Source organism: Bacillus sp. AFS012607 (genome assembly GCF_002558005.1).
Taxonomy (GTDB): Bacteria; Bacillota; Bacilli; order Bacillales; family Bacillaceae_G; genus Bacillus_A; species Bacillus_A thuringiensis_S.
In genome coordinates this window covers 1-24583 of the sequence record NZ_NTVM01000030.1, presented here as the reverse complement: position 1 = coordinate 24583, position 24583 = coordinate 1, and the positions used below count along the sequence as shown (strand labels likewise).

The following is a 24583-nucleotide window of genomic DNA, read 5'->3' as shown; positions in this document are numbered from 1 at the left end:
GGAAGCTTGAATTTTGCAATACCGTTTTCATCCGTTTTTCCTTTTGCAACTTCTTTTCCTTGCTCGTTAAAGATAGTAAATTCAGCGTTCGGAAGCTTATTGTTGCCATCTGCAATATCTACCTTGCTAATCTCTAATTCTCCTATGATGTGCTTATTTTTCGCTGTTAGCATGATTGTCTTTCCTTGTTCCGAGATACTAAAAGGAATAGATTCTTTCGTTAAAACATAGCCAGTTGGTGCTTGCTTCTCAATAAATGAGTATGCTCCAAATGGTAGGTCTTTCACTTCAATCAAACCGTTTTTATCACTTTTGTGTTCACTTATTTTCTTCCCTTTACTATCTTGAAGAACGAACACTGCACCTTCTAATTTTTTATCTGGATTCTCTCCATCTACTTTTAAAAGTTGCACGTTTCCTTTTACTTCTTTATTTTCAACAGTAAACGTCAACGTTTTCCCTTGTTCTTTAATCTCGAATGGATATTTAGTTTGATTAAGAAGGTATCCTTCTACCCCTCTTGTCTCAACAAAATAATACTTTCCATACGGAAGATCCTTCACTTGTGCAATCCCTTGCTCGTTTGTAATTGTTTTTGTGACTTCTTTTCCCTCTGCTGTATACACTGTGAACTCAACTTTTGGAAGAGTTTTTCCGTTATCACTTACTTTCTTAATCTCAATGTTTCCTTTTACTTTTACGTTTTGTACTGTAATCGTAGCAACCTCACCTGTTTTAACTTCAATTTGTTGTGGCTGCCCATTCAGTACATAACCAGTAGGTGATTTTACCTCTTTAAGAGTATAAGTTCCAATTTCTAAACCAGAAAGGCTTGCTGATCCTTGCTCATTCGTAGTCATAGTGCTTACTTTTTGATTTGCACTATTCATGACTTCAAATACTGCACCTTGTAGCAATTCTTTTTGTTCTCCTACTTTTACAACTTTCAATCCACCAAGAGATTTCCAGTTTACTTGTAGATCGGCACTCACTTTTTCCTCATTTTTTTCTAAAAGGACTGTTGCATCTTGGACTTTATCAGTTCCTTGATAAGCGACTGCCTGCAAATTAGAAAGATTAGATGCTACTTTTAAGGAAAAGTTACCTGTTTGAGAGGATTTCGGTATTAGAATACGGAATTGTTCTCCTAAATTGAATTGTTGTTTCGCTTCACCTTTTGTAGAAACAACTTTCGTTCCATTCGGTGCATTAGCTAATTGAACTGTAAATACACCGTTCTTAGCGTTACTTTCAATTTTATACACTGTCGTTTCAAAGTACTCACCGTTTAACTTTGCTTCTTGATTGTCTGTTGGTGTTACATTCATGTACAGTTCTTGTGTTTCCTGGCTTGCATTTGCACCACCAATAATAGCTTTTACAGCTTTCGCAACATTTCCATTACGATGCTGAACTTCATTGATGTCAATTTGACCCAACGCTGTCCAAACACTAAGCTGTGTCGCATAATGCGCTTCTTTCCAGTCTGAAACACCTAATTCTTCTGGACTCTTTTGTGGATATCCATTTAGAAGAACCCGATACACAATATCATCTGTACGCCCCATTTCCGGAAGATCATTACCGTTTGGACTTAATTTTCCATACGTTAAGCAATACGCAATTTGCCCATTCGTATTCTTCAACAACTCTGTCCGTAGGTTTTTCCCATACATGGGACTAAAACTCCAATCCATTTCGTACTTCTCACGATTTATAACTTCAGCACTTGCCTTAGTAAGTGGAAATACAAAACTTAAGACAATTAGAAGCATACTCATAGCAATGAGTAACGTTTGATACGATCGTTTCAACATACTAACAGCTCCCTCAAATGATATGCAGTTTTCAAAGATCAGTTTTTAATCATTAATTCTATTTGAATTACTAGTTATTTTTACTATAATTAAACTTATATGGTTACTTTGGAACTTTATTTAGTAACTTTAACTTTTTTATTTATTCTCGAACTCGATAATAAGTTGGTATAAAAAAGTATTCGACCGGTTTATTAAAAAACTCAGCAATTTTTTCTGCCCTTTCGGAATTAACACTTGTTTTTCCTTTCTCGATCGCATGAAGAACTTGAGGTTTAATGTTAACTTTTTGACCGAGTTGTGTTAAAGAGTAATCTTTTGATTTCCGTTCAATTAATAGCATAAGTATTAAATACCTCCTCTCGATTAGTATAAATTAAGTATACATCACTTTTAAAGTGAAAAACAAGTAAAATTTACTAAAAAATAAAATATTTTAGTTTTATTTACTTAAATATATACAAAATAATATGTATCATATACTCATTTTAGTATTTTTAACACATTCAGAATTTGAATTTATATGAAAGGACTAAAAATATGAATATTTTTAGCGAGCGTTTACGAAAATTACGCCAAGAACGTAGTTGGTCAATGAAGGAGTTAGGGGAAAAATTAAGTGAAGTTGTAGGATCTTCTTTTAGTTCTGCATCTGTATCCAATTGGGAAAAGAAAGGTTCAGAGCCACCATACAACATTTTGGCTGCAATAGCACAAATTTTTGATGTTAGCGCTGACTATTTAATAGGAATAAGTGACACACCTACTCTAAATAATGAAATAGCTACAGAAAAAATTGAGCATAAACAAGACATAATTAATAATGTAGAATTATATTTGACAATAAGTGAACATGAAAAGAAACAAGACATATATACAAAAGTAAAAGAGCTACATCAAGAAATTCTTTTGTTGCCTGATAAAAAACAAGAACAGTTAGAAAAAGAACTGACTGAATACCTTAAGTTTTTTGGATATAAGTACGATCAGCTACATGTAGATTTCGTTAATTTCACGAATTACCTTCAACATGAACTACAAAAAAAGGTCTCTAAAAATTAGAGACCTTTTTGAAGATTACACGCCATAATTTAATTCAATTAATCTATAAACAAACTGTTTAAGTAAAAAATACTAATTATTAGATTGATATTCTATCTTAATAGTTATAAAATTAATGCATAAATAAATTTATCGGTTAAATTATTACAAATAAAAAAACCCTACCACAAGCCATTTTTAATTGATCTTTCAGTTTGGCCGCTGAATCAATTAAAAATCCTAAGAGAGTAGGGGTTTTATCCATATCAAAATATATATTATCTAGAACCATTATAGCACCTAATATATATAATGTGAATAAAAACCTCTACTTTTCCAGCATTTTTCTGTTTCTTTGTGGTGGAAAAAAATAGGAGGTTTTTTCTGTGTTATTAAACAACTTTTTGCTTAGTCGAGCAAAAGCTGAATTAAGTCCTCGAATTAAACATTTACCCAAAACACCGGGAACTATTAATCAATCAATCAAGAAAGTTACTTCTTATATTGATAATATTGTCCATGATGAATATGAAGGTGTTACCACAAAAGATTACCTTACCAAAAGACAATTTGAAGCCTTTGAGACTATCTTATCTTATTTGGTACAAGAAGGTTATGCCCAAGTAAGGCAAGAACACATTTGTAAAAAATCAGGAATTTCTAAACCCATTATTAATTACGTGTTGAATTGGCTGCAAGATTTAGGAGTATGCCAACAAATAAAGGTAAGACGGCACGGAAAGATTGCTCCTTCCGTTTACATCTTGACTATACATAACAATTATTTAAAAATTATTGAATACTTCAAGGTAAAATGGGCTTTAGCTATTGATATATGCTCTACTTTTACAGAGTTTTTAAAGAAAAAAACTTTTAAAGAAAAAAGTAAATCTGAAGAGGAAAGTCAAATACCTGTTTCCTCTGGATTAGATATTTTGGATATTAAAACAGAGCGAGAAGAAGACTTAGAAACTTACTTAAGTGAAGATCAAAAAAAGGCTTACCACTATATGATGAGTCAACGTGTAACAAATTTAACTGAAAAAGATGCTTATGTAATTGCTTTAAGATTGCCACCAGATTTAAATAATTTAGAAACGTCTGGTGAGTGGGCTTTTGAAGAATCTGTTAAATGGTTCAGAGATAACAAAGCTGATTATAGCGCTCCTGCTCATTTTATGAAAATGTTTAGTGACAAATTAAAGTTTTATCAAAAACAAAGAACAATTGAATCTCAAAAACGTCTTGCAAAAATGGGGATAGAAAAAAAGAATAATAGTAAAATCCCATTTGATTTATTCAAAAAAATGCTTATTCCAAACCTGTAAACCTCATTTTTTAAAAAATAATTATCAATTAGCCTTGCTTGAAAAAATCACACATAGCAAGGCTATTCGTCATGTCATTATTTATCCTCCACTCTCTTCAAGCTCCTTCAGATACTTAAAGAAAAAAATATCCATATTTTTCATCGAAAACTTTCATTTTCTGTTTTAAATTCTAGTAAAGAAATCTTCCCTTTTAAAAATGAACATCCCAAAATTTACCCACATTTTAACTTAGAAATTTACTAAGATAGAATTCTATATCGCTTGTAAGAGTAAGAGTCAAAGGCTTTATTTTATTTCTAATGTTTTTATTGGTTTTATTTTTTAAAAACAAGATTTAATAAATAAGATGTTCTAATAAAAATTTGTAATTATTTAGCGAAGCTTATCAAACTTATAAAATACAAAGGGAAGATTGTAAGTAGCTTACAATCTTCCCTAAATTTCTATACCACACTTTGAATCACAATTACTTTTTAAATAGTTTAGTAAACCAGGATTTTTCCTGTTGACTAGATGCTATTAATTTTTTGGTTTCTTGCACCTCTTGAATTAGTTCTAATAATTGTTGATCTTTACTACTTATTGTAGAATCAAAAATCTTTTGTTGTTCCTCAATTTTGGAGAGAAGTATTTTATTAGTTGCCTCAACTTCTTTCATATGTTGAATGAGCTGTAGATTTAGCGCTTCTTGATTTTGAAGATGTACTGCAACTTCTTTCATATTCTCGTACATTATTTGAAGAATGGGTTTATCCATAAGTTCATCCTGTGTAGCTTCTTCATCAACCACAATATAGTTTACAGTTCCCTTTAATACGTTCTCAATTACATCAGGAGGTTCTTGGGCATCCTTCATATTGGCTATTAGCTTAAAAAGCTCTAGAGATTCCCTTTGGTATCTTAGGGTTCTTCCCTTTGTTCCTGGTACTGTTGCTAAGTATGGTTTGAATTGATCTCTCCAAGCTTGAATGGTTGTACGGGGTTTTTGAAGTATCCGTGCAATATCAGCAAGAGAATAAGTTTTTTTATACGTACTGTCCTGGCTGCCATGCCACGATTCCTCTGTGTGATCTTCCCTAGTCGTCATTCGTCGTCACCACCTCGTTTTATGTCTTTAATACGTTATTTCAAGTTGGCGTTTTATCGTTAATGGTTAAAATCAATGTTCGTCATGTTGTTGAATGTTCGTTATTCGTTTAATTCGATTATTAATAAGTGTTTTCCTTTCATAAAAAGTTTCTAAAAATAAGTACGACTTAAGTCATACTTATTTTTAGAAAACAGTTGTTTTTTTGGTTAAATGTGCTAAAATAAGATTATAAGTGATACTTAAGTCGTACTTAGATACGAAAGGGAGGAATTTTTAATGAAAATTGGAAGAAAAGTAGCCGATTTCGGAAACAGTTTTAATAATTTCACAGTGGATGGCTATTACTTTGAATTGGCAACGAATGTAGTAAAAGTTTCTAAGAAAAAAGCGGAAGATTTACTTGTTGAACGTATTTTAAATCCAGAGGATTTGTTAAATAGTTTATTAATTTCAACTGAAATTGACGGAGAAGAATCTTATTATGTGTTGGGACGATTAGCTGAAGATAATCAATTAGCAAATTCTCATGTAAATAAAATGCACGATAAAATTAAAAGCCCAATTCCTTATATAAGCTTTTTAGGAGCAATTGCATATTATCACGCACTGAACGCTGATAAAGACGATAATGAAGTTGAAATCGAATATATGAGCATGATGTTACCAATATGGTTGTTAAAACGTGAAGAGAAATTTAGCATTGCTCACAAGATGATGGAGCAAAGATTTATAGGTGAACATAAGGTTAAAATTTTAACACCAGGTATGGAAAGAGAGTTAACTATTACTGTTAACACAGCAAAATGCCGAAATGAATCAGAAATTGCTAGACATTCATTGAAATACAAAATGGTAGCAAAAGATAAAAATTCAGATGTAATCAGTATTGAGAAACGTTTGGAAGCTGAAAAATTTGATGATTTCGAAGTTGTACTTACTGATATTGGTGGAGGATCAACGGATGCTGTACGTTTAGGAAAAGGGCTTACTACACCTAAACACAGAGATTCATTCCAAGTAATCGATATTGAACCATTTTTAGGGTATATTGACCGATTTAGAAAAGAGAAAGTACTTCAATATTTTAAAGACTTAAGAACACTAGAAACATTTATTGTTAAGAATTATAAGGATCAAGAGTACGTGCTAACGGATGAAAATACAGGTCAAGAGCATGATTTTACTTCTGAAATTGTAGAAGCACTACAAGAATATGCAAAAATTTTAGTTGCTAAAGTACTAGATGTGTTTATTCCTTCAAGTACAAATACAGTTTTAAAATTCATCTATATTGGTGGGGAAGCGCCAGTTTTAGAACCATATATTAGATTGGCGTTATTAGATCATATGAATGAAACGGCTGCAAAGAATAATCATTTCTTCTTAAGTGATATTATCAAGCGTGATGAAAAAGAAATATTCGCCCCAACATCCAGAACAATTAACTTAGCTGCTTTAGAGTTGAAAGCAATTGATGAAACAAAAGAACAGTTAGCTTAGAATAAAAGGACGTGCTAATATATGGCTAAAAGGAGAAAAATGGCATTAGGTGCTGAAAACATGCCCGATGACGTATATGAAATCCTTAATGAAAAGTCTAGTAGTAGGCAATTAACAAGCTATGTTGTCGATTTAGTACAAAATGAGCAACGGTATGAGCAACTAATGCAAAAATTAGAAAGTGTAGAAAAGAGATTAAATCTTTTAAACACAGTTGAAAATAAATTAGATCAGTTACTTTCCAATGGGTTTGTTACTATACAAAAACAAACAGATTTTAAAGGTGAAGAACCAGATCTTAAAGAAGGTAAAATTATAAATGCTACAGAGGTAATTGGTGGTATTGCTAAAGAAGATAGTGAAGAAGCGGATTTTTAAAATTCAAAAAGCAAAAGACAACAATGCATACTAACAGGGTGGAGTGCTTATTTTCTATAAAGGCACTCCATTTCTTTATACTTTAAGGAAATATGCTACTACAAGAATAAAAGAGGTGAGCAAATGGAAACTCAAGTGAATAAACCCCAAAAAAGAGCTGGATTTTTAAAGTCCGTTTGGTTTTGGGTATTACTTATCGGCATATTATATTTATGTAAAGCATTTATTTTACAAATCATAGGTATTCTATTGATTATTGCTTTTACTTGTTTAGGGTTTTATTATCTCGGTTATTTGTTATTTGGCATAATATCTTTAATTATAGTTGTAGGTAGTGTTATATTTGCCATATGTATTTTAGGATATTTTTTATAATATTGAAGCGTAAGAAGGAATGAGGATTATGGAAAAGTACCCAGTGGAATTTACAATTATATCTCCAAATTGTGAAGTGTATGAACCGGATATTGTATACATTACAGCAAATACCCCTGATGCTGCTATCAAACAAGTGGAAAAGGAAATCGAGTCCAGAATGGGAAAGTATTATACATATAAAGTTAAAATTAGTATTCAGAATGAGGAAGAGCAACTTTCCTTATTTTAAAAGATTTTAACAAGGTAAATTAAATCTAAAATTTATTTTGTGTGTAAATAAAAATAGAGGGGATTATCCCCCTCCGTTTCCATGTGCATATTGAACAATTAGGTCTTTGACAACTTTGCTTACCGGAGTTTGTACACTAAATGTTAAAGCCACAGCTATTAACAGTCCAATAGATTTATGATGTAGTTTCTTCATTTAAATCACCCTTTTTAAAATATATTCTTCGTTTTCCTAGACAACTCGAAATATTCGCACGATTTAAGGTAGTTCTTTTGCTCATAATATCTATGCGCTAAATGCTCTTGATATTCCTTAGTATACTCTGATATTTTCTGTTTTTCAAAATATTCAATACCTTCTAAAATGATAATTTCTAATTGTGAAGCATCTACATTATCATTTAATGCTTGTAAGATGCGAAAATGATGTAAATACTCTTCAATACCAAGATTTTTACAGATGTTTATGCCTCGCTCGATACGCTCACAAGCTTCTTCTTTTTCGAGTAATTTAACGTATTCTCTTGCTTCTACGAATAAAGCTTTATAGTTGTTTAGCATTTTTTTATTAACTTCTGAAAGATATTGAATTGCTAAATCAGGACGTTCCTGTTTGGCATGCATTAAAGCTATGTTTTGTTTTACCATTAGTATGAACGTCTCTTCTTTTATTGTTTCAAAGGTGTTTAATGCTAATGTATAATGCTTATTCGCAAGTTCAAATTCATCTAACTCTGCATAAGTTAATCCCAAAAGATTATTACAAAAAGCAAGGTTAGTTTCACATTCAGCGTATTTAGAAAATATTTCTTTAGCCTTTGATAATTCTTGTAAGGCTAAAAAGCCATTGTATGAATCATACAATGTATATCCTAACATATAGTGAAATTCAGCAACCTCTAATTCGTTATTAATATATTTTAATAAGGGTTTCGCTCTATCATAGAAATTCCTTGAAGATGGATAATTTCCGATTGCATTATAGTAAATCGCTTTAAAAAAATGGTAATAATATGTTAAAAAATTATCCTGTGGTATAGAAAATGTATTAATAATGTCAAAACTATCCGTAGAAATGCCTAGGTTGTTAAGTAAATAATTATGGCGAAAATCTATGAGGTAGTAATGTAACATCAAATTTTGATCTTCTTTAAATTCATTTATAACTAAGTCGATCTCATCTTTTAAATAAATTGCTTCATCAAGATCTCTTGCTCGAATTTTAAAGTACCATTCATTTAAAGTCTGAATCAATTGTTCATTCCCTTGTTCATTCCCTTTCACATGAACGTTCATATCTTTCTCCCCCATCATCCCATATCCCGTAAAATAATGGGAATATTCTCATAATAAAATAATAACAGAAAAGCAATTATATATTTTATTAAAGTCTATGTTTCAATATTATTCTGAATATTCTGAGTTTGGGTGTAAGACTGTAGTGTAGTGAAATTTTTGGTTTTTTTGAACAGAATAATATAAATTTATCCAATTATAGTATAACATTTACAAAGTTTTTACAAAATGCATTTTTACATTTCGTTAATATTGAATAAAGTGAAATATTAATAGTATATTTTTGTATTTTTTTAGAGACAAATTCAAAAAGTAGAGCTTTCATCATATTTATTAATGTGCCTAGAATTTTATATGGATGGTGAGGAAATATGAATCATTATCAAGTGTTGTATAGTACTCCGTATCTTTATTCTTCAAATGCACTTAAACAAATGTATAACGAAACGAAGAAGGAAGAAAATGTTTGTGCTATAAGAGATCATATGTTGCGCCATGATGTTTACCTAGATCGGCAATACAAATATTATTACTATTTAAGTCGAAAAATCGAAGAAGATCTATATGGTGATGAATATCCAGTTTCATGGAATGAGTTGTTAGATGATTATCAATTATTTAGAGATCGTGAAGGCAAATTATCTATTAAACCGAGAGGATGGAACTAAAATGACCATCATTGGAGAATTAGGAATTGTTTATGCTACTACCGGCGTATCAGTTTTGGGAATTAAATTATTGAAAAAGAAAGGTTTTCACCTTCCAGGTTGGTTGCTACGTGCGGGTCTAAAATGTCTGCTAATTGGAACTGTTTGGTACGTTCTAATGGATATACTAGATGTGTTTCTACGTTAGAATTACATCTGGTAGTTGAAAATGATTATACTAACGCATCTTGAACGTTTTTTCTAAGCATCCATACAAGCTCAACTACCTTAAGGAGGTATGGAGGAAATGTTATCACTTTTATTAATTCCAGCAACCTTTATAACTGTAGCTTATTTTTACCAAAGTAATGGACCGAGTGACAAGAAAAAAATTGCAACTTTTTTTGAAATTACAAAGGTATGCGTACAGCACAAAGGTGAATTACAATACCCCATTTTTATAAAAGAAATCGAAGATGACATAAGTATGAATTATGTTTACAAGTTACCACTTGGTGTACCTAGCCAACTTATTAAAAAGTTAGCTGAAGTATTAGAAGAAGGATTATATAAACCTGTTAAAATATCGTTTTATCAAAGAGAACTTCATATTCGTGTATTTAAGCAACAAATACCCGAATTGTGGAATTGGTCTAAGGATCTATTAAAAGAGCATACATGGAGAGTTATGATGGGCAAAGCGTTAGATAAACATGTGTATCATGATTTTGAGAGAACACCGCATATGTGCGTGTCGGGTATGACACGGTTTGGTAAAACAGTATTTTTAAAAAACGTGATGACTAGTTTGATTTTGCAACAATCTCAACACGTAAAATTTTATATTATCGATCTAAAAGAAGGGCTGGAATTTAGTCCCTACAAAGAGCTATCCCAAGTTGTAGAAGTAGCTGAAAATCCAGAACAGGCATTAGAAATGTTGATAAGGGTACGTGAAAAGATGGTAAAACAGATCGAAATGATGAAAAAGTCCTATTTTACCAATATCATAGATACATCAATTAAAGAGCGCTGCTTTATCATAGTAGATGAAGGAGCAAATCTATGTCCTACACAGGGATTACCTAAAAAACAACGTGATGTATTATTTTTGTGCCAGGAGATGTTGTCCGAAGTCGCAAGAATCGGAGGTGGTTTAGGGTTTCGACTTATATTTTGCACCCAATATCCGACTGCTGATACATTACCAAGACAAATTAAGCAAAACTCTGATGCAAAAATAGGTTTTCGTTTACCTACAACGGTAGCTTCACAAGTTGCATTGGATGAATCAGGGCTTGAAGATTTGCCTTCTCTTCCAGGAAGAGCATTATTTAAGACTGATCGTACAGAAGAAATCCAGGTACCTTTTTTAAAGGATAAAGATATGTGGGCGTTACTAAAGCAATACAAGGTGGTGAAGCAAAATGAGGCACCAGAAGCTCAAACAGAGAGCGAGACAAATCGAGATTTTATCGAGTTTAAGTAAGTTGGAATTTGCAACCAGAAGGCAATTGCAAGCAATCCACTGTCTAGGGAGTATTCGAAATGCCAATCGTGTATTAAAGGATCTACGGCAATATTGCCATGTTACCTCGCACAACCGGGAGTATGTTTATTATCTAAACAAGAAGGGTCTTGCTTTATTGGGTTTAAATTCAGATGAACGAAAAAAGAAATATCAACTTGAACATATACTTTTAAGAAATGAAGCTTGGATGTGGCTTGGATTTCCCGACTGGAAAACAGAGCAAGTTATAAAATTTAGATATCAGAATGAAGAAAAAATAATTGTACCAGATGCATATTATTTAGTGGATCAGATACCGCATTTTGTTGAGATTGATAGGCTGCAACATATGAAGAATAATGAAGAAAAAATACAGTATTATAGTTTAATTGCAAAACTATATAAAAAACAAAGTGATGTCGTACCAAATGTTTTATTTTTTACAATATCAGACTATCGTGAACAAAAGTTAGAGAGTTATGGAATGAAATATAATGTGTATGTACGTACATTTCTTTTAAAAGAAGTTCTATAGTTTGCAACTGAATTACAAAAAATATAGATTTTTGGCAACTAAATTGTTAAAAAGGACTACATAGTTTAGTAGCCCTTATTAAGTCCAGAAATCTGTATGATTGATGTTTTTACCTGTTAACCTCCGTAATGCATTAATAAGCTTGTTTTGATTTTTAAATGAAGGATGAAAGGCATTCCCTTTACAAAGACGACTTAATGTACTTTTGCTTACACCACTAACTTTTGAAACTTCTTCTTGCGTTAAATCATGACGATCTAAAAATTTGCCTAGCTTACTCCTGGGTTTTATAACAAACCATTCCAATTTCTTCACCTCTGGATAGGATTTTGTAGTAATAGTTTGTCCAAAAATCCCATTGTTAAAACAGTTTCACTTTAAAGGAATTTATAGGAATATGTAAGCATAAAATATAGAAACTAATAATTAAAAAATATATGTAATAATTTCGTGGAATCTAGCATTCATAGTAATAGCTACAAGATGCGATACGCTGAAATATACTTGCATCTTGTTGCAACTCATATTACAGAAAAAATAAAAGCTCAAACCTCTTTGGTACCAAGAGGTTTGAGCTTTTTATAATAATCTGATTGAATAACTACAAAACTTAAAAAAAGATTATGATTATCGAAATTTAACTGTAATTGTCGCCTCTATACTTTATAGAGATTCATTATATTTTGATTTTGTATATTAGGAGGATTTTAGTCTTTATTTTTTCAAGATTGTTTAGCTTTTTCTCTTTTTTCATAATCAGAATTTCCAGTACCATACTTTTTAATGAAGTCATGGAAAGACAATGTTTCTATTTCTGTTTCTTTGTCCATTGGTGCAACAACCTCTTTCTCATCAAATCCCTTAGTTCTAAAAGAGGAAATATCAATTGCCTTACTAGAAGCAATCACTGTAACAAATCCTCTACGTTTTTTTTCACCAAAATAATCTGAACCAATAACATCTACATCTTTTGTAAATGATACCCAATGATTATCGAAACGAATAGCATCAACATTATTTTCGTCTAACCATTCCTTATATTTATACTCATAGACCTTGTTTTGATCTTCTCCACGATCATCGTAATCATCATAATCTGGCTTATTATTTCCGCCGATGTGAACTCTATATAGTAAAGTATTTGGTTTAACAATTAAAGACTGAATTTTTAAAGCCTCTTTGTTATTTTGCAAATCTATAAACGTTTTATCCCAAAATTTATCAGAAGCAACTAATGTATCCCTTCCCCTAATGCTCATACTATGATTAGCCCATTTTGAAATTTCCACCTTTAGATTGTCTATATCTATGACTTTCGTATTCTTCATATTCCCCACCCTTTTTATGTTGCGTATGTAACTTTATTTTACAGTGAAACCATTACTATAGTGAAATTTTTGTGGTTATTTACGAATCTAAAATTTCACGTACCATATTATTTTAAAAAATCATTTATAAAATGATTGTATAACACAAAACAAAAGGTTTATAATAAGAACAAACGTTCTGTTTTTGGAGGCTAAAACGATGTTTGATTATTCAAAGTGCATGAATCGAATGATACTCTGCATAGACCTTTGTTCTTTTTTTGCCAGTTGTGCGTGTGTCATGAGGGGATTAGATCCCTTAAAAGTAAAATTGGCTGTTGTCGGTGACGTAAATAGAAATGGATCTATCGTGCTTGCTGCCACTCCCGAACTTAAAAAAATGGGCATTTCTACAGCAACAAGATTATATGAAATCCCAAAAGATCCGAACATTATTATTGTGAATGCAACAATGAAAAGATTCGTTGAAATTTCAAATCAAATTACTGAAATCTATACAAAATATGTAGCGCTTGAAGATCTACACGTTTACTCAATAGATGAGTGCTTTCTAGACATGCAACAAACAGCGCATCTTTTCGGACGTGATCCAATTGTAATTGCGAAAAGAATTCAAAAAGAGATATATGATACAACGGGTATAACTGCATCTATTGGAATTGCACCTAACTTATTTCTTTCAAAGGTGGCTTTAGATGTGGAAAGTAAACATTCAAACTCTAGAATTGCAATGTGGTCATACGATGATGTTTCGAAAAAATTATGGGAAGTTAAGCCCCTTCGCAAAGTATGGGGAATCGGAAAGGCTACGGAAGAGGCATTGCACAGCATGGGACTATTTTCCTTAAAGGAAGTTGCAAAAACGCCTAAAGAAAATCTGATTAAGAGGTTTGGCAAAGTAAAGGGTGAAGAGTTATATCGCTTCTCATATGGTATAGATGAGAGCCGGATTGCAAATAAATACATTCCAAAAAGTACCTCTATTACAAAAGGACAAATCTTGTTAGAGGACTGTTTCAGCCCAAATAAATTAAAATTACTTCTTTTAGAACAAATCGAAGAAACTTGTTTTCGTTTACGATCTATGGATAAATGCTGTCGTACGGTTGAGCTTTCTATAGGCTATAGCAAATACATCGGTGGAGGTTTTAAACGAGCGATTACCTTAGATCAACCGACATGTTTAACGGAAGATGTCTATGCTGCTTGTTTAAGCTTATTAAAAAAGTTTCATTCTGGTCATCCGGTGCGCCAAATACACATCACACTAAAGAATTTGACCAGGGACGATGCAATTCAAATGTCACTGTTCGAAGATACGTCCCAAAAAGATACTAAAAGGAAATTAGCAAAGACAATGGACGGAATCCGGCATAGATATGGTAAAAATTCAATTATGCGTGGAATTAGCTATATTAAAGGGGCTACACAAAGAGAAAGAAACGGAAAAATAGGTGGACATAAAGCATAAGGAGGAATACAGATTATGATTGATAGAGGTATGATGCGTTGGGTTCCATTTTCAGCCATAAAAGAACAATTTGAAGGATTAAATGAAATGTATGAAAAACAAAACGAAGTACCGATGCCTATTTTAGATGAACAAAAACTAGATCTTATAAATGATATTGTATGTTGTGCAATGGCTGAAAATAAGCAAGTAAGTATTTCATACCAAAAAGAGAACAAGGTATATTCCGAAGTGGGGTATATTCATTATTACGATATGGTCTGTAATGAATTAAGATTTAAGAACCAACATGATAATGTACAATATATAAAAATCAATCATGTCACAGATATAAAATATACATAATACTTTAAAAAATATTGGGTGGAGGAGTTATAATGAAAAGTCAAAAAGAGCTTATCTATCATTTTAGAAAGTTTTGGGACTTTGAGTATATTGCTTTAGAGAAAAAGGGTTTGGGCTTTCCAGAACTAAAAGAAGCAATTTTCAATTATAACATGCATAAATCTGATGAGAATTTAAAATTTCAAGAATGTTGGATACATCGTGAATTTGTGGATGGAGAGGAATTAAGAACAGTTCAAATTACATATGAAGATAGTAATATCAATAGAGTTGTTCGTTTATGGGGATCTAAGAGAGAGAAAGATGGAAAAGTTCTTGCAATGACAATGGATTTTTTAAATATGGAAACTAAAGAACTGGAATGTGAGATAGATATATTAAATAAAGGTGGAGATAATTAAATATTCATACGCATATTTAGAATTGTATCTTTACTAAAATTGACTCTGTTTCATAAAGAGCAATTTATAAAATAAACAGAACATAAAAGTAAATTTAATAAAGATATACATAAGAAAAAGAGTCCGTTATTATTAGGACTCTTTTTCTTATGTCCACTCATGTATTCCTTCATGAGATCCACACTTCCATTAGCAATTGTTTATGATTTTAAGAAGCCTGTTTTTTACGAGAACGAATTTTTCTATACCGACCGTGTTTTACAACATGCCGAACGTCTAATTCTTTATACCCCTTATTTTGGATAGTTTCTGAAACATCTACGATAATTGTGTTAGTTAAAATATTTACTACATAACCATTTAATTTTAAAGAAGGATTCTTGCGATCTGAAAATTGTACATAGTCACCAATTTTAATTGTTGGAACCGAAATAGTCTTTTCCATAAAAATACCTCCAAAATGTGTAATGTTATAAACTAACTTTCAAATTATTAAGTATGTTTTTTGTTTTTAAGAATTTATTCGCTTTTATATAAAGCTCGAAAAGTTCAGCGCTTAAAGTAACGGTTATATTATCCCTCATACATTTAAGGATTATGATATCTTGTTCTTCATGTTCAAACATTTTTGCATATCCTAATACCTGATATATCCAACCATTCTTTTTATGAACATAAAATTCTCCACGTTTTGCTTTAGCTGCTTTCATATTCGCTCCTCCTCTGATTTTGAAATTTAAAACCCATAGAGAAACCCAGCAATCAAATATGTAGTAAAAAGCATCGCTATAGCAATACCAAACGTTCCAAAGAACCAAATTTGAGAATTAATACAGTCCTCAATTCCAAACCATTCACATAAGGATCTATAACTCTTTAAAGCATCTTGTTTGAAACTTATATGCTCTAATTCTTTTGATTGATTGTGTGTTATAATGGAATTACAATTGTTAACTTTAGATAAGGTATTTGCCATTCGAATCACCTTCCTAGTTAATGATGTAGGAGAAAAAGTCCTGACTATCTGGCGGTGGTAAGGACTTTTTCTCGTTTAAATTAACACTTGTGTTTAGTTTTATATATTAATATTAATCTCAAAATCATATTGCACATGCTCAACACCTAGCTCATGATTTGCAAGTACAATCCCCTTATAAGCATTATTAAACTTTTCTTTTGAATCATAAGTAAATTCTTCTTTTACATCCATATCGAGTTTTGGAGAGTTATAAACTACAATTAGCTTATACATTTGTATTCCTCCTTATTTATAATAAAATTCAACCTTCACAAAATAACGTTTGTGTTGTAAATTACATATTTACAGCACGTTTGAATTTATTTTCTTCAGCTACTACGCACATTTCTGGTAAATTTGCTCTTACTAGTTGCTCGGCAAATGGTGGAGGTACTGCGTTTCCGCATCTGGCAACTTGTTCTTTTTTAGGATAAGGTTTCCCATAAAAATCATAATCAATAATGTAGTTATCTGGGAATCCTTGAGCTGCATATAACTCATGCGGTTGAAGCATCCTCATTCCAATATCTGTGATCTTATAGTTGTTTCCCTTTAAGGCGATAAGTCCAAATCTATCTCTAGTTGTAATAGTGTGTAACGGTTCTGAAATTGTTTGTCCTACATCAGATCCATAGTATTTTGTTAAGAAAGCTGTTACTAAACCAAATCTATTTGAGGTTGGTACTGTTGCTAACGGTTTATCTAATCCACTCGCCCTTGTTTCCTTCCCTTGATGTGTATAGTAATGTTGAATAAAACAAGCTTTACCATCAATGATATATGGCTTATCATTGTTCACTACGAATTTATGAATACCTCTACTGATACGAAGTATGGTGTTTTTAGCTAATGGCTTTTTCCTTTCAAAAATTGAAGGGGTACCGATATTCCAGTCGATTATTTCTGCTGCTGTACGCCACGGTTTTAACTTTCCAGCTTTTACGGCTAAACTTGTTGGATCTCCATGAGTTGGTTGTGGCCATACGATTGGTTTTCCGTCACATCTAGCAATCATGAAAAATCTCTTTCTGATCGTTGGTGCTCCATAATCACATGCTCTTAATTCCTTAAATTGAACTTCATAACCTAATGCCTCTAACGACTTTAAAAATGAATTAAACGTAAGTCCCTTTTTGTTTGCATCAGGGTAACCATCTTTTATAGGTCCCCATGTTTTAAATTCCTCTACGTTTTCCAACATAATCACACGTGGTTTAACAGCTATTGCCCACTTAACAGCAATCCAAGCTAACCCTCTTACTTTTTTTTCAACAGGCTTGCCGCCTTTAGCTTTTGAAAAATGCTTGCAATCCGGGGAAAACCAGGCAAGCCCGACTTTTCTTCCTTTGACCGCTTCAACAGGGTTAACATCCCAAACGCTTTCGCAATAATGCTCTGTCGTTGGATGATTTACCTTGTGCATCGCAATGGCTGCTGGATCATGATTGATAGCAATATCAACTGAAAGCCCCGTTGCCATTTCAATTCCTGTCGAAGCGCCACCTCCTCCAGCAAAATTATCCACCACAATTTCACGAAACAAATCTAACTGCAAATCAAATCACCTTCTTAGTTAATGATGTAGGAGAAAAAGTCCCGACTATCTGGCGGTGGTAAGGGCTTTTTCTTGTTTATTACTTACGAGTTAGTCTATTCATTCCATTACGTGTGACTAACCAAACTTTACCGCTTTTTCTTGCCTCGTTTTCAAAGAACTTGCCTCGGTTGCACCACTTATTAACAGTGTTTTCCGCAAGTCCCCATATTTTTTCAGCTTCTCTTGTTGTATAAACGGAAAATAGAGCTTCCTCTAATTCTCCATTTTTCATTTCATCCATTATTTGTTGTAGATCCCTCCTTTGTTTTCTTATATTTATTATAAAATCATTTCGTCTTGTTTGCAAGACAAAATAAGCAAAATTATCCATATTGTTTTCGACACTTTTTCGACAAAATAAAAAACCTAATTAAATTAGGCTTTAACGTATAGTACGGTCTCGGTTGGAGTGTTCTTTTAAGTTTCTTGTCTTAAATAAATGTAGACACAATTTTTTTACTTGCCATTTATACATATGAAACGGGCTAATTAATCTATTTACTTGTTGCTCTGTTAAGTAAAATTCCGTGATATACTCTGGAATTCCCTTTTGAATAGAAAAATATTCTTTATATAATTTTGTTCGCTCCAATGCAAGTTTTACGGGCATTCTAACCCAATTCAATTTTACATCAACTGTTTCTATATATTCTGTTAATTCGTAGTTTTTCTCCTCAAATACATAATTCTTATTGTATTGAGCAAAGAAGGGTTGATTCTTATGATTTAAATTTCTAACCCAAATTATTTCTTCTGTATTTAAGTACATTGTATTTTTTTTATGTTTTGATCGAAAATACATGGCACCCCTTTCTTGGAATAACTTATGATTATATTCATTTAAAAAAGCAAAACAGCCGGATGAGTTAGGATTATCAAGGTGAGGTCTTATAATCATATTTTCATTATCTAAAATTTGATTATTATTAGTTAACGTTGTGATCTCTACATCAAGAAATGGGAATGAATGAGAAAAACAAGAAGAGTTGTATGGCTTTGTGAAAAAACCTTTATTATCAAAGCGAATTACTTTTGCAAACTCCATTGGTTTATTAAGCATCTCTTTTCCTCCTTATTTTTCTAAATATAGTTCTATTATCTCAATTCGCATAATCCTTTTGGTTATTGCAACGATGACTCCTCTGTTATTGATAGGGGATTTTTATCCATCCATATGATAGTGCCTTCAATACTGCATTTAACCTGTCTTTTACATCTAACTTTGTTAAGATATTTGAAATATGATTTTTTACTGTATTATGACTTAATCCTAAATTTTCAGATAGTTCTTGATTAGAATACCCTTTCGCTAAACCGTTTAATATCTCTAATTCCTTGTTTGTAAGGGTATCTAATGGTTGATTTATTTTCATTTTCAAAGGCTTTCTTTGCTTTAAGGGAACTTGAAGATTATGTAATTTTGAAAGTGATAATTTTGTATTTATTTTAATGCAAGAAAGTCCCTTGTTATAATACTCACAACTTAGTTTGAAATTATTCGCTTCTTCATAATACCTTGCAAGCTCTATGTATAATACTCCTAAAATTTTTGTATCGTCTATTTCTTTGAAAAAAGGAATAGCCTTCGTTTCTAAAAAACGTCTGTAAAATTCACGGTGAAAATTTTGGTATTTTTGTAATGAAAATAAGTAATACATTTTAGGGTATTTATTTTCAGTTTTTTGGAGACCTGTGTTTAAAATTTTTTCTGCTCGTTTCAATTCATTTTTGGCTATATAATAGAGAAGTTTATCATATAGTTTTTCAATTTGAATTTCTTCGTTTAAAACACAATTATTATTATTTTTAATTTCATCTAATCGCTTATATAGTAAGTTTGTAATATGTGAGGTAGGAATAATTTTTTTGTTTTCAATTTTACTTAAGTAAGCTGTAGAACAAATATTATGGCATAATTCATCTTGACGAATGCCACTCTTTATTCTCTCTTCATAAATTATTTTCCCTATATCTTCATTTTTTATATTGTAATCAATTATTTCTAATTTATCTTTCAATTGATTTAGCCGTTCTAAAAGCAAGTTAGTAACTAGTGGGTTGGGGGCTATTTTATTATTTTCCAGTGAACTTAAATAAGACGTTGTACAAATCCCTTCGCATAATTGGGCTTGTGATATATTATAAAATTTTCTATCTTTATAAATTTTTTCTGCAATTTTTTCCAATGTAATATCCCCTTTAAAAAACTTAAGATTTGATTTTCCTTTGTTGATGTATAGATACATTGTTTTCAGACGAATAGATCTAGTTAATTCAATGAGAATATCATACTTTTTTTATATTACACTTTTATTTACAAAATATCTAAATTTAATCAGATACGAAATGTATCAAGTACATTATCTTTTTCTTCTTTATTAATGCCGATGTATCTTAATGTAATTTGTGGTGTACTATGATTCAATATTTCTTGTAACATAGCAATATCCTTTGTTTGCTTGTAAAACCAATATCCGAATGTTTTACGCATGGTATGGGTACCTAAAGATTCGACTCCGGCAAAATCCCCGGCTTTTTGTAATTGTCGATAGGCTTGAATTTTACTAATGGGTTTATCTCCTTTTCTAGAAGGAAATAGCCAGGTACTTTTTAGTTCTTCAGCATATGGAAGTAATTCCTCAAAAATGGATGTAATATTTATGATCCGCTCCTTTTTTGTCTTTCCTTCTTTTACTTTAAATTCTTTTCGTTTTTTTCGCTTCAGTTTTAAAATTTCACTTGTTTCCATTTTAAGTAAATCACTTACACGCAATCCTGTATTGATTCCAATTAGGAATAAAATGTAATCTCGATCTGAACAATGACGTTTAAGTGACCATTTCATATCTTCGAGCTGTTCTTTGCTCCGAATTGGTTGTACATCAATTAAATGTTGCTTTTTCTCCATCTGTTTTTCAATCCCTTTATTTTCAATGATTTGAATGTATACTTTTTTGTCTATTTTTATAATATCAATGAAATTTGATAGAAGTCAATGTTTAAGCGGAAATGAATGTAAACTTTTTGATATTAGTTTACATTGGATTTTTGAATCATTTATAACTAATTTTGTAATAAATTTCTCAATATAGATATACTTGTTAATTGTGGTTATAATATTCAAAATTAACAAAAAATAAATTATAATAACAATATGATGGTTATCCTTTTGTTTACTCCTTGTGCTGAAGATAAGATCGTGTTCCCGGATCTTATCTTTTTATTTTGGGATTTTAGATACAAAAAAAGGAATCCTTAATAGCTTAAGGATTCTGCAACGGGAAATAATAAAATATTGAGAAATTTTCACACGAATCCAGTATGTATTACAATAGCAATTGTAGAAATGGCTTGTTTATAGACTAGAGACCTTCTTTGACTAATTCCTGTGCGAATTCCATTAAAATCTCTTGCATATTTTCGCTTGTTTGAGAGATTTCTTCAATTACTCCCTTATCATTCTTTTCATGATAATTTATGAATGAAAAATCAAACCACTTGCTCTCATTCTGTCTATTATTTATTAACAATTGAAACACGTCTTCTTGTTGAAATATCATTTTTTCAAATTCATACAACCTCATCAATTTGACGTTAGAGCATAGGTATTTATATTCTTCGCTGCCATGAACAATTTTTAGCTTTTCCGCCGCCCTAGTCATTATGGTTTCTCTTAGAATATAACTATCCTCGTTTAAAATAACAGCTCCAAAGATGTTTTCTTTCAAGTCAACTTTTACATCGAATGGGTAATACTCGTTTTGAAAACGCTCAGTTATATGCTCGTAAACTTGAATGACAGCATCAACCATCCGATTAACCGTATATTCTACGTCTTTATCATTTAGATTCCTTAAAGAAGCCCGTGGACTCATGCTTTTACTATCTAACATTAAACATTTATCGTCTTTTCGAATCATTATATCTAAAGTACGTTTATTATTTCTTTTATACTTATACGAGTATTCAGGTATGACCTCATCAAACCCTTCGGATAAACCACATAAGTGTAAAATATAGCTTTCAAGAACCTCTTTTCCAAATAGTTCGCGAAGTTTATCATTCCCTTCTGTTAATCTAAACAAAAGGGAAGATGTAACAGATTGTATGATAAGGTGAGGCAATGGTAGAAAAATCTCCTGATTGTAAGAAATAAAAGGAAATTGATAAAAGAATTTAAAGCCATAAATATATTGAGTGGTGTCATGTATTATCTTTTCTTGACGAGCTACATAATCTGCTCGATCAATAAGAAGATGCTGAATTACATACCTGTATTTTTTAATTACGTAATCATAGATATCTGGTGTTAGCGATTTATTGATTTCTTTTGAGAAAAGACTATGAATAATATAACCAAATTTTTTAAATTCGTCGAAACTACATCCGAATTTTCCAATGAATTGTTGTTTCATATTCACATATTCATTCTCGAAACTGAAGATATATGAATATCTGTAAATTTTAATACCTATATCTTCTTGGATTTGAAATTGATTTAACCCTGCGACAATCATAAAATAATCTAAAAATCTGTTGTTATCTTGTGAAACTTCTAATTTTGGAGGGCAATAATTTTTGATTGCATTAATTATTTTAGCGAACTGTTTCCTTCCTTTTATGTCATCAAACCTACGGTCAGAATATTCCCCAACTGTCATAACAGAAAACAAAGCAAATGTCTCTAAATCCCACGGCGATGCTTTGCCAGGCCATTCACTAATAGGGATAAAACCATTAATAGACATGAGCTCCTTCGAATGTTCTCGGCAAACTTTCATTTTTTCCTTAAAATCATATCGTTTTAACACTACTGGTATTCTCTTAAAATCCAAATGGTTGCCTCCTAAATAGTTTCCAATATATCCGTATAATAGCATAATCCTAATTCGTACACCTATTTGATTAATGCAATAATGAATTCTCTTTCTTTTCTCTCATATACACTGCAAATTGCATCATTTCTTCTTGGGTAAATTGTCTTCCTTCAGTTGCCCCTTGTTTAGCCGTCCCAATATATACTAAATCATCCCATTTAGAAAACGGTTCTTCTCCTTTAAAGACCATTTCACTATATCTTTTCCATTCCCCGTCAATGTTTACTACATTATATCTTCCATCATTAGCTAAGAAACTCATTGCAAACATTTTATCAGAGTAGTAGAAATCACATTCCCTATTCGGATCGAGTAATTCTTCCCAACTAATATTAGCCTTTAAATCTTCTTCTGGAATTTCACGTTTCTCTGTTTCAATAAGTTCATAAGATGAAATTGGTAAATCGTCTAATTCATCATCATATACTTCTTTCATGATCCAACAGTCTTTACTAGCGTCTGCTGCATAATATTGATACCATTCATTGTCATGCGTTTTAAATACATAAATAAATCCATTTGTAACTGTCTTACGATAAGTTTCAACGATATAACTATGATTAAAATTCCCTGTTTGGTCATATAGTGTGTCATCATTATCATAAGTTTCAGTTTCAACAAAAAGTTTCTTTTTCTGTCCCTCAATTATATATTCATAGCCGTCTATTACTGGAAAGTCTTCTGGATACTCATTCATACACTCTTTTTCTAATAAACAGTCCTTCACTTTGCTTATAGCTGCTTTTGGAATCTCTTTTAACTTTACGAACTCTTCAAATTCATTATTAATATCTATTCCATAAGGCTCTAATATCTGATGCAATTCTCTAGCAACCCTTGTTTCTTCATAAATCATATATTCATACTCTTCAGGATTGAATTCTGTTACTAAAACATATCTATCCAATGGGTTGATTGTATACGTATTTACCCATTTATTAGGCTGATTGAAAACTCCGTGTGGGATTAAATATCCCCATAGCACCACATACTTCTGAAATTTTTCTTCTGGTACTACAAAATACGATGAACCTTCGTTTGTTTCTCTTTCTAGTACACGTTTTCCACTGAACAATTTACGCATATACATACCCCCATGATTAGTACAAAATAATAAAATATAAGGCTCATACTAAGTGTAATACTATCATATTTAAATTGAAATACGGATCTAGGTACATATTTCGCAAGAAATCTATCCAAAATAAAAATAATATCTCCATTTCACACAAAATAGTATCCAAAACAGACGAGACCGAATCCATTAAGCGAATTAATTAAGCACAAAATTAAATGTAGACTATAGCTTATGTATTTTATTTTTTTTACATTACGGTACGTGAAATTTTATATATCTCTTATTTAAAAAGCCCCCATAGATCTTACACCTATGAGAGCTACCTAAGGGTATTTAGACTTTCGACTCCATTCTATTGTAACAGGCTTTCACCATACATGAGAAACATAATGAACCAAAAACAAACCATCATAATAAGAAATTCTTTAACCCCTTGCTGAAAGGAAATACGACCTTCTTCCATTCTACATGCCCCTTTTCTCTACATCTTTTTATATGTTAAAATAAGAGGGAAAGAAATGTGCCAATTTCTTTCCCAGATGGTCACTCATGACTCTGCTCTTTGTTTGCTTTTGCAAATGAAGAGCTTTTATTTTGCATACTTATACTTGCTTTCTAACATCGCATAACGCAATAACTTTAACTTTGTTTCTTTTTTCAATGCTTTCCATTCCGATACACCAATCTTCATTTTCCGTTCCTCCAATAATTAAATTT

Annotated in this window: 30 protein-coding genes; 13 read left to right on the top strand and 17 right to left on the bottom strand. The window is 31.5% G+C overall.

Features of this window, described 5'->3' with window-relative positions; genetic code table 11:
* Both CN409_RS27085 and CN409_RS27080 read right to left on the bottom strand, forming a co-directional pair.
* On the bottom strand, positions 1-1817 hold a 1817-nt coding region (locus tag CN409_RS27085; RefSeq protein ID WP_098217958.1), incomplete at its 3' end, for a thioester domain-containing protein.
* A gap of 142 nt (positions 1818-1959) precedes the next feature.
* Positions 1960-2160 carry a helix-turn-helix transcriptional regulator gene (locus CN409_RS27080; protein WP_074596352.1) on the bottom strand — a complete coding sequence of 67 codons (201 nt, stop codon included), beginning with the start codon at positions 2158-2160 and terminating at the stop codon, positions 1960-1962.
* Between the two features lie 197 nt (positions 2161-2357).
* Between CN409_RS27080 and CN409_RS27075 the strand changes: the two genes are divergently transcribed.
* The gene (locus CN409_RS27075; protein WP_074596355.1) at positions 2358-2879 is read left to right on the top strand and encodes a helix-turn-helix domain-containing protein; all 522 of its coding nucleotides are present in this window, start codon (positions 2358-2360) and stop codon (positions 2877-2879) included.
* 365 nt (positions 2880-3244) lie between these two features.
* Positions 3245-4186: a Replicase RepFR55 gene (locus CN409_RS27070; protein WP_074596356.1), complete on the top strand. Its 942-nt coding sequence runs from the start codon at positions 3245-3247 to the stop codon at positions 4184-4186.
* Positions 4187-4655: 469 nt separating this feature from the next.
* Here the strand turns inward: CN409_RS27070 and CN409_RS27065 are convergent, their stop codons facing one another.
* Positions 4656-5276, bottom strand: coding sequence for a DUF3967 domain-containing protein (locus CN409_RS27065; protein ID WP_074596357.1), 621 nt, complete (start codon positions 5274-5276; stop codon positions 4656-4658).
* A 279-nt stretch (positions 5277-5555) separates the two neighbouring features.
* On the opposite strand from CN409_RS27065, the gene CN409_RS27060 reads away from it, so the two are divergent.
* The 4 genes from CN409_RS27060 (at position 5556) to CN409_RS27045 (ending at position 7764) form a co-directional block, all read left to right on the top strand.
* The gene (locus tag CN409_RS27060; RefSeq protein WP_074596358.1) at positions 5556-6779 is read left to right on the top strand and encodes a ParM/StbA family protein; all 1224 of its coding nucleotides are present in this window, start codon (positions 5556-5558) and stop codon (positions 6777-6779) included.
* A 21-nt stretch (positions 6780-6800) separates the two neighbouring features.
* Positions 6801-7157, top strand: coding sequence for a hypothetical protein (locus tag CN409_RS27055; protein WP_074596359.1), 357 nt, complete (start codon positions 6801-6803; stop codon positions 7155-7157).
* A gap of 123 nt (positions 7158-7280) precedes the next feature.
* Entirely contained in the window at positions 7281-7532 is a 252-nt protein-coding gene (locus tag CN409_RS27050; protein ID WP_074596360.1) for a hypothetical protein, read from the top strand.
* Positions 7533-7560: 28 nt separating this feature from the next.
* The gene (locus CN409_RS27045; protein ID WP_074596362.1) at positions 7561-7764 is read left to right on the top strand and encodes a hypothetical protein; all 204 of its coding nucleotides are present in this window, start codon (positions 7561-7563) and stop codon (positions 7762-7764) included.
* Between the two features lie 209 nt (positions 7765-7973).
* On the opposite strand, the gene CN409_RS27040 is transcribed toward CN409_RS27045, so the two are convergent.
* A complete protein-coding gene (locus CN409_RS27040) occupies positions 7974-9059 on the bottom strand; it encodes a response regulator aspartate phosphatase (RefSeq protein ID WP_074596364.1) in 1086 nt (361 codons plus the stop codon).
* A gap of 371 nt (positions 9060-9430) precedes the next feature.
* On the opposite strand from CN409_RS27040, the gene CN409_RS27035 reads away from it, so the two are divergent.
* The 4 genes from CN409_RS27035 to CN409_RS27020 all read left to right on the top strand — a co-directional run bounded on the left by CN409_RS27035 (position 9431) and on the right by CN409_RS27020 (position 11751).
* Positions 9431-9727 (top strand): hypothetical protein, encoded by a 297-nt coding sequence (locus tag CN409_RS27035; RefSeq protein ID WP_074596367.1) that lies wholly within the window; start codon positions 9431-9433, stop codon positions 9725-9727.
* Between the two features lies 1 nt (position 9728).
* Positions 9729-9914 carry a hypothetical protein gene (locus CN409_RS27030; RefSeq protein ID WP_074596370.1) on the top strand — a complete coding sequence of 62 codons (186 nt, stop codon included), beginning with the start codon at positions 9729-9731 and terminating at the stop codon, positions 9912-9914.
* A 99-nt stretch (positions 9915-10013) separates the two neighbouring features.
* On the top strand, positions 10014-11195 hold the full coding sequence (locus tag CN409_RS27025; protein ID WP_074596373.1) for an FtsK/SpoIIIE domain-containing protein: 1182 nt from the start codon (positions 10014-10016) through the stop codon (positions 11193-11195).
* Positions 11134-11751, top strand: coding sequence for a replication-relaxation family protein (locus CN409_RS27020; RefSeq protein WP_074596375.1), 618 nt, complete (start codon positions 11134-11136; stop codon positions 11749-11751). Before CN409_RS27025 ends, CN409_RS27020 begins: the two co-directional genes overlap by 62 nt.
* Positions 11752-11829: 78 nt before the next feature.
* Here the strand turns inward: CN409_RS27020 and CN409_RS27015 are convergent, their stop codons facing one another.
* A complete protein-coding gene (locus CN409_RS27015; RefSeq protein WP_000454673.1) occupies positions 11830-12057 on the bottom strand; it encodes a helix-turn-helix domain-containing protein in 228 nt (75 codons plus the stop codon).
* 416 nt (positions 12058-12473) lie between these two features.
* Positions 12474-13079 carry a hypothetical protein gene (locus CN409_RS27010; protein ID WP_074596377.1) on the bottom strand — a complete coding sequence of 202 codons (606 nt, stop codon included), beginning with the start codon at positions 13077-13079 and terminating at the stop codon, positions 12474-12476.
* Between the two features lie 199 nt (positions 13080-13278).
* Between CN409_RS27010 and CN409_RS27005 the strand changes: the two genes are divergently transcribed.
* Genes CN409_RS27005 through CN409_RS26995 form a run of 3 tightly spaced genes read left to right on the top strand, consistent with a single transcriptional unit; the run spans position 13279 to position 15296 of the window.
* A complete protein-coding gene (locus tag CN409_RS27005; protein WP_074596380.1) occupies positions 13279-14550 on the top strand; it encodes a Y-family DNA polymerase in 1272 nt (423 codons plus the stop codon).
* A 15-nt stretch (positions 14551-14565) separates the two neighbouring features.
* Positions 14566-14895, top strand: coding sequence for a YolD-like family protein (locus CN409_RS27000; protein ID WP_074596382.1), 330 nt, complete (start codon positions 14566-14568; stop codon positions 14893-14895).
* 32 nt (positions 14896-14927) lie between these two features.
* Positions 14928-15296: a hypothetical protein gene (locus CN409_RS26995; RefSeq protein WP_074596384.1), complete on the top strand. Its 369-nt coding sequence runs from the start codon at positions 14928-14930 to the stop codon at positions 15294-15296.
* A gap of 208 nt (positions 15297-15504) precedes the next feature.
* On the opposite strand, the gene CN409_RS26990 is transcribed toward CN409_RS26995, so the two are convergent.
* The 11 genes from CN409_RS26990 to CN409_RS26945 all read right to left on the bottom strand — a co-directional run bounded on the left by CN409_RS26990 (position 15505) and on the right by CN409_RS26945 (position 23872).
* Entirely contained in the window at positions 15505-15741 is a 237-nt protein-coding gene (locus tag CN409_RS26990) for a DUF2187 family protein (protein WP_048536220.1), read from the bottom strand.
* A 25-nt stretch (positions 15742-15766) separates the two neighbouring features.
* Positions 15767-16006, bottom strand: a complete 240-nt coding sequence (locus tag CN409_RS26985; RefSeq protein WP_074596388.1) for a hypothetical protein — start codon at positions 16004-16006, stop codon at positions 15767-15769.
* A gap of 26 nt (positions 16007-16032) precedes the next feature.
* A complete protein-coding gene (locus CN409_RS26980) occupies positions 16033-16272 on the bottom strand; it encodes a hypothetical protein (protein WP_074596390.1) in 240 nt (79 codons plus the stop codon).
* 99 nt (positions 16273-16371) lie between these two features.
* Positions 16372-16548, bottom strand: coding sequence for a hypothetical protein (locus tag CN409_RS32035; protein WP_167319670.1), 177 nt, complete (start codon positions 16546-16548; stop codon positions 16372-16374).
* A 61-nt stretch (positions 16549-16609) separates the two neighbouring features.
* Positions 16610-17869, bottom strand: a complete 1260-nt coding sequence (locus tag CN409_RS26975) for a DNA cytosine methyltransferase (protein WP_074596393.1) — start codon at positions 17867-17869, stop codon at positions 16610-16612.
* Positions 17870-17948: 79 nt separating this feature from the next.
* Entirely contained in the window at positions 17949-18242 is a 294-nt protein-coding gene (locus CN409_RS26970; protein WP_239696334.1) for a helix-turn-helix domain-containing protein, read from the bottom strand.
* A gap of 51 nt (positions 18243-18293) precedes the next feature.
* Positions 18294-18971, bottom strand: a complete 678-nt coding sequence (locus CN409_RS26965; RefSeq protein ID WP_074596394.1) for a hypothetical protein — start codon at positions 18969-18971, stop codon at positions 18294-18296.
* An 85-nt stretch (positions 18972-19056) separates the two neighbouring features.
* Positions 19057-20097: a response regulator transcription factor gene (locus CN409_RS26960; RefSeq protein ID WP_061529264.1), complete on the bottom strand. Its 1041-nt coding sequence runs from the start codon at positions 20095-20097 to the stop codon at positions 19057-19059.
* Positions 20098-20246: 149 nt separating this feature from the next.
* Positions 20247-20819 (bottom strand): tyrosine-type recombinase/integrase, encoded by a 573-nt coding sequence (locus tag CN409_RS26955; protein ID WP_074596395.1) that lies wholly within the window; start codon positions 20817-20819, stop codon positions 20247-20249.
* 454 nt (positions 20820-21273) lie between these two features.
* Positions 21274-22746, bottom strand: coding sequence for a hypothetical protein (locus tag CN409_RS26950; protein ID WP_240518670.1), 1473 nt, complete (start codon positions 22744-22746; stop codon positions 21274-21276).
* A 70-nt stretch (positions 22747-22816) separates the two neighbouring features.
* Positions 22817-23872: a hypothetical protein gene (locus CN409_RS26945; protein WP_074596398.1), complete on the bottom strand. Its 1056-nt coding sequence runs from the start codon at positions 23870-23872 to the stop codon at positions 22817-22819.
* Positions 23873-24583 lie beyond the last annotated feature (711 nt).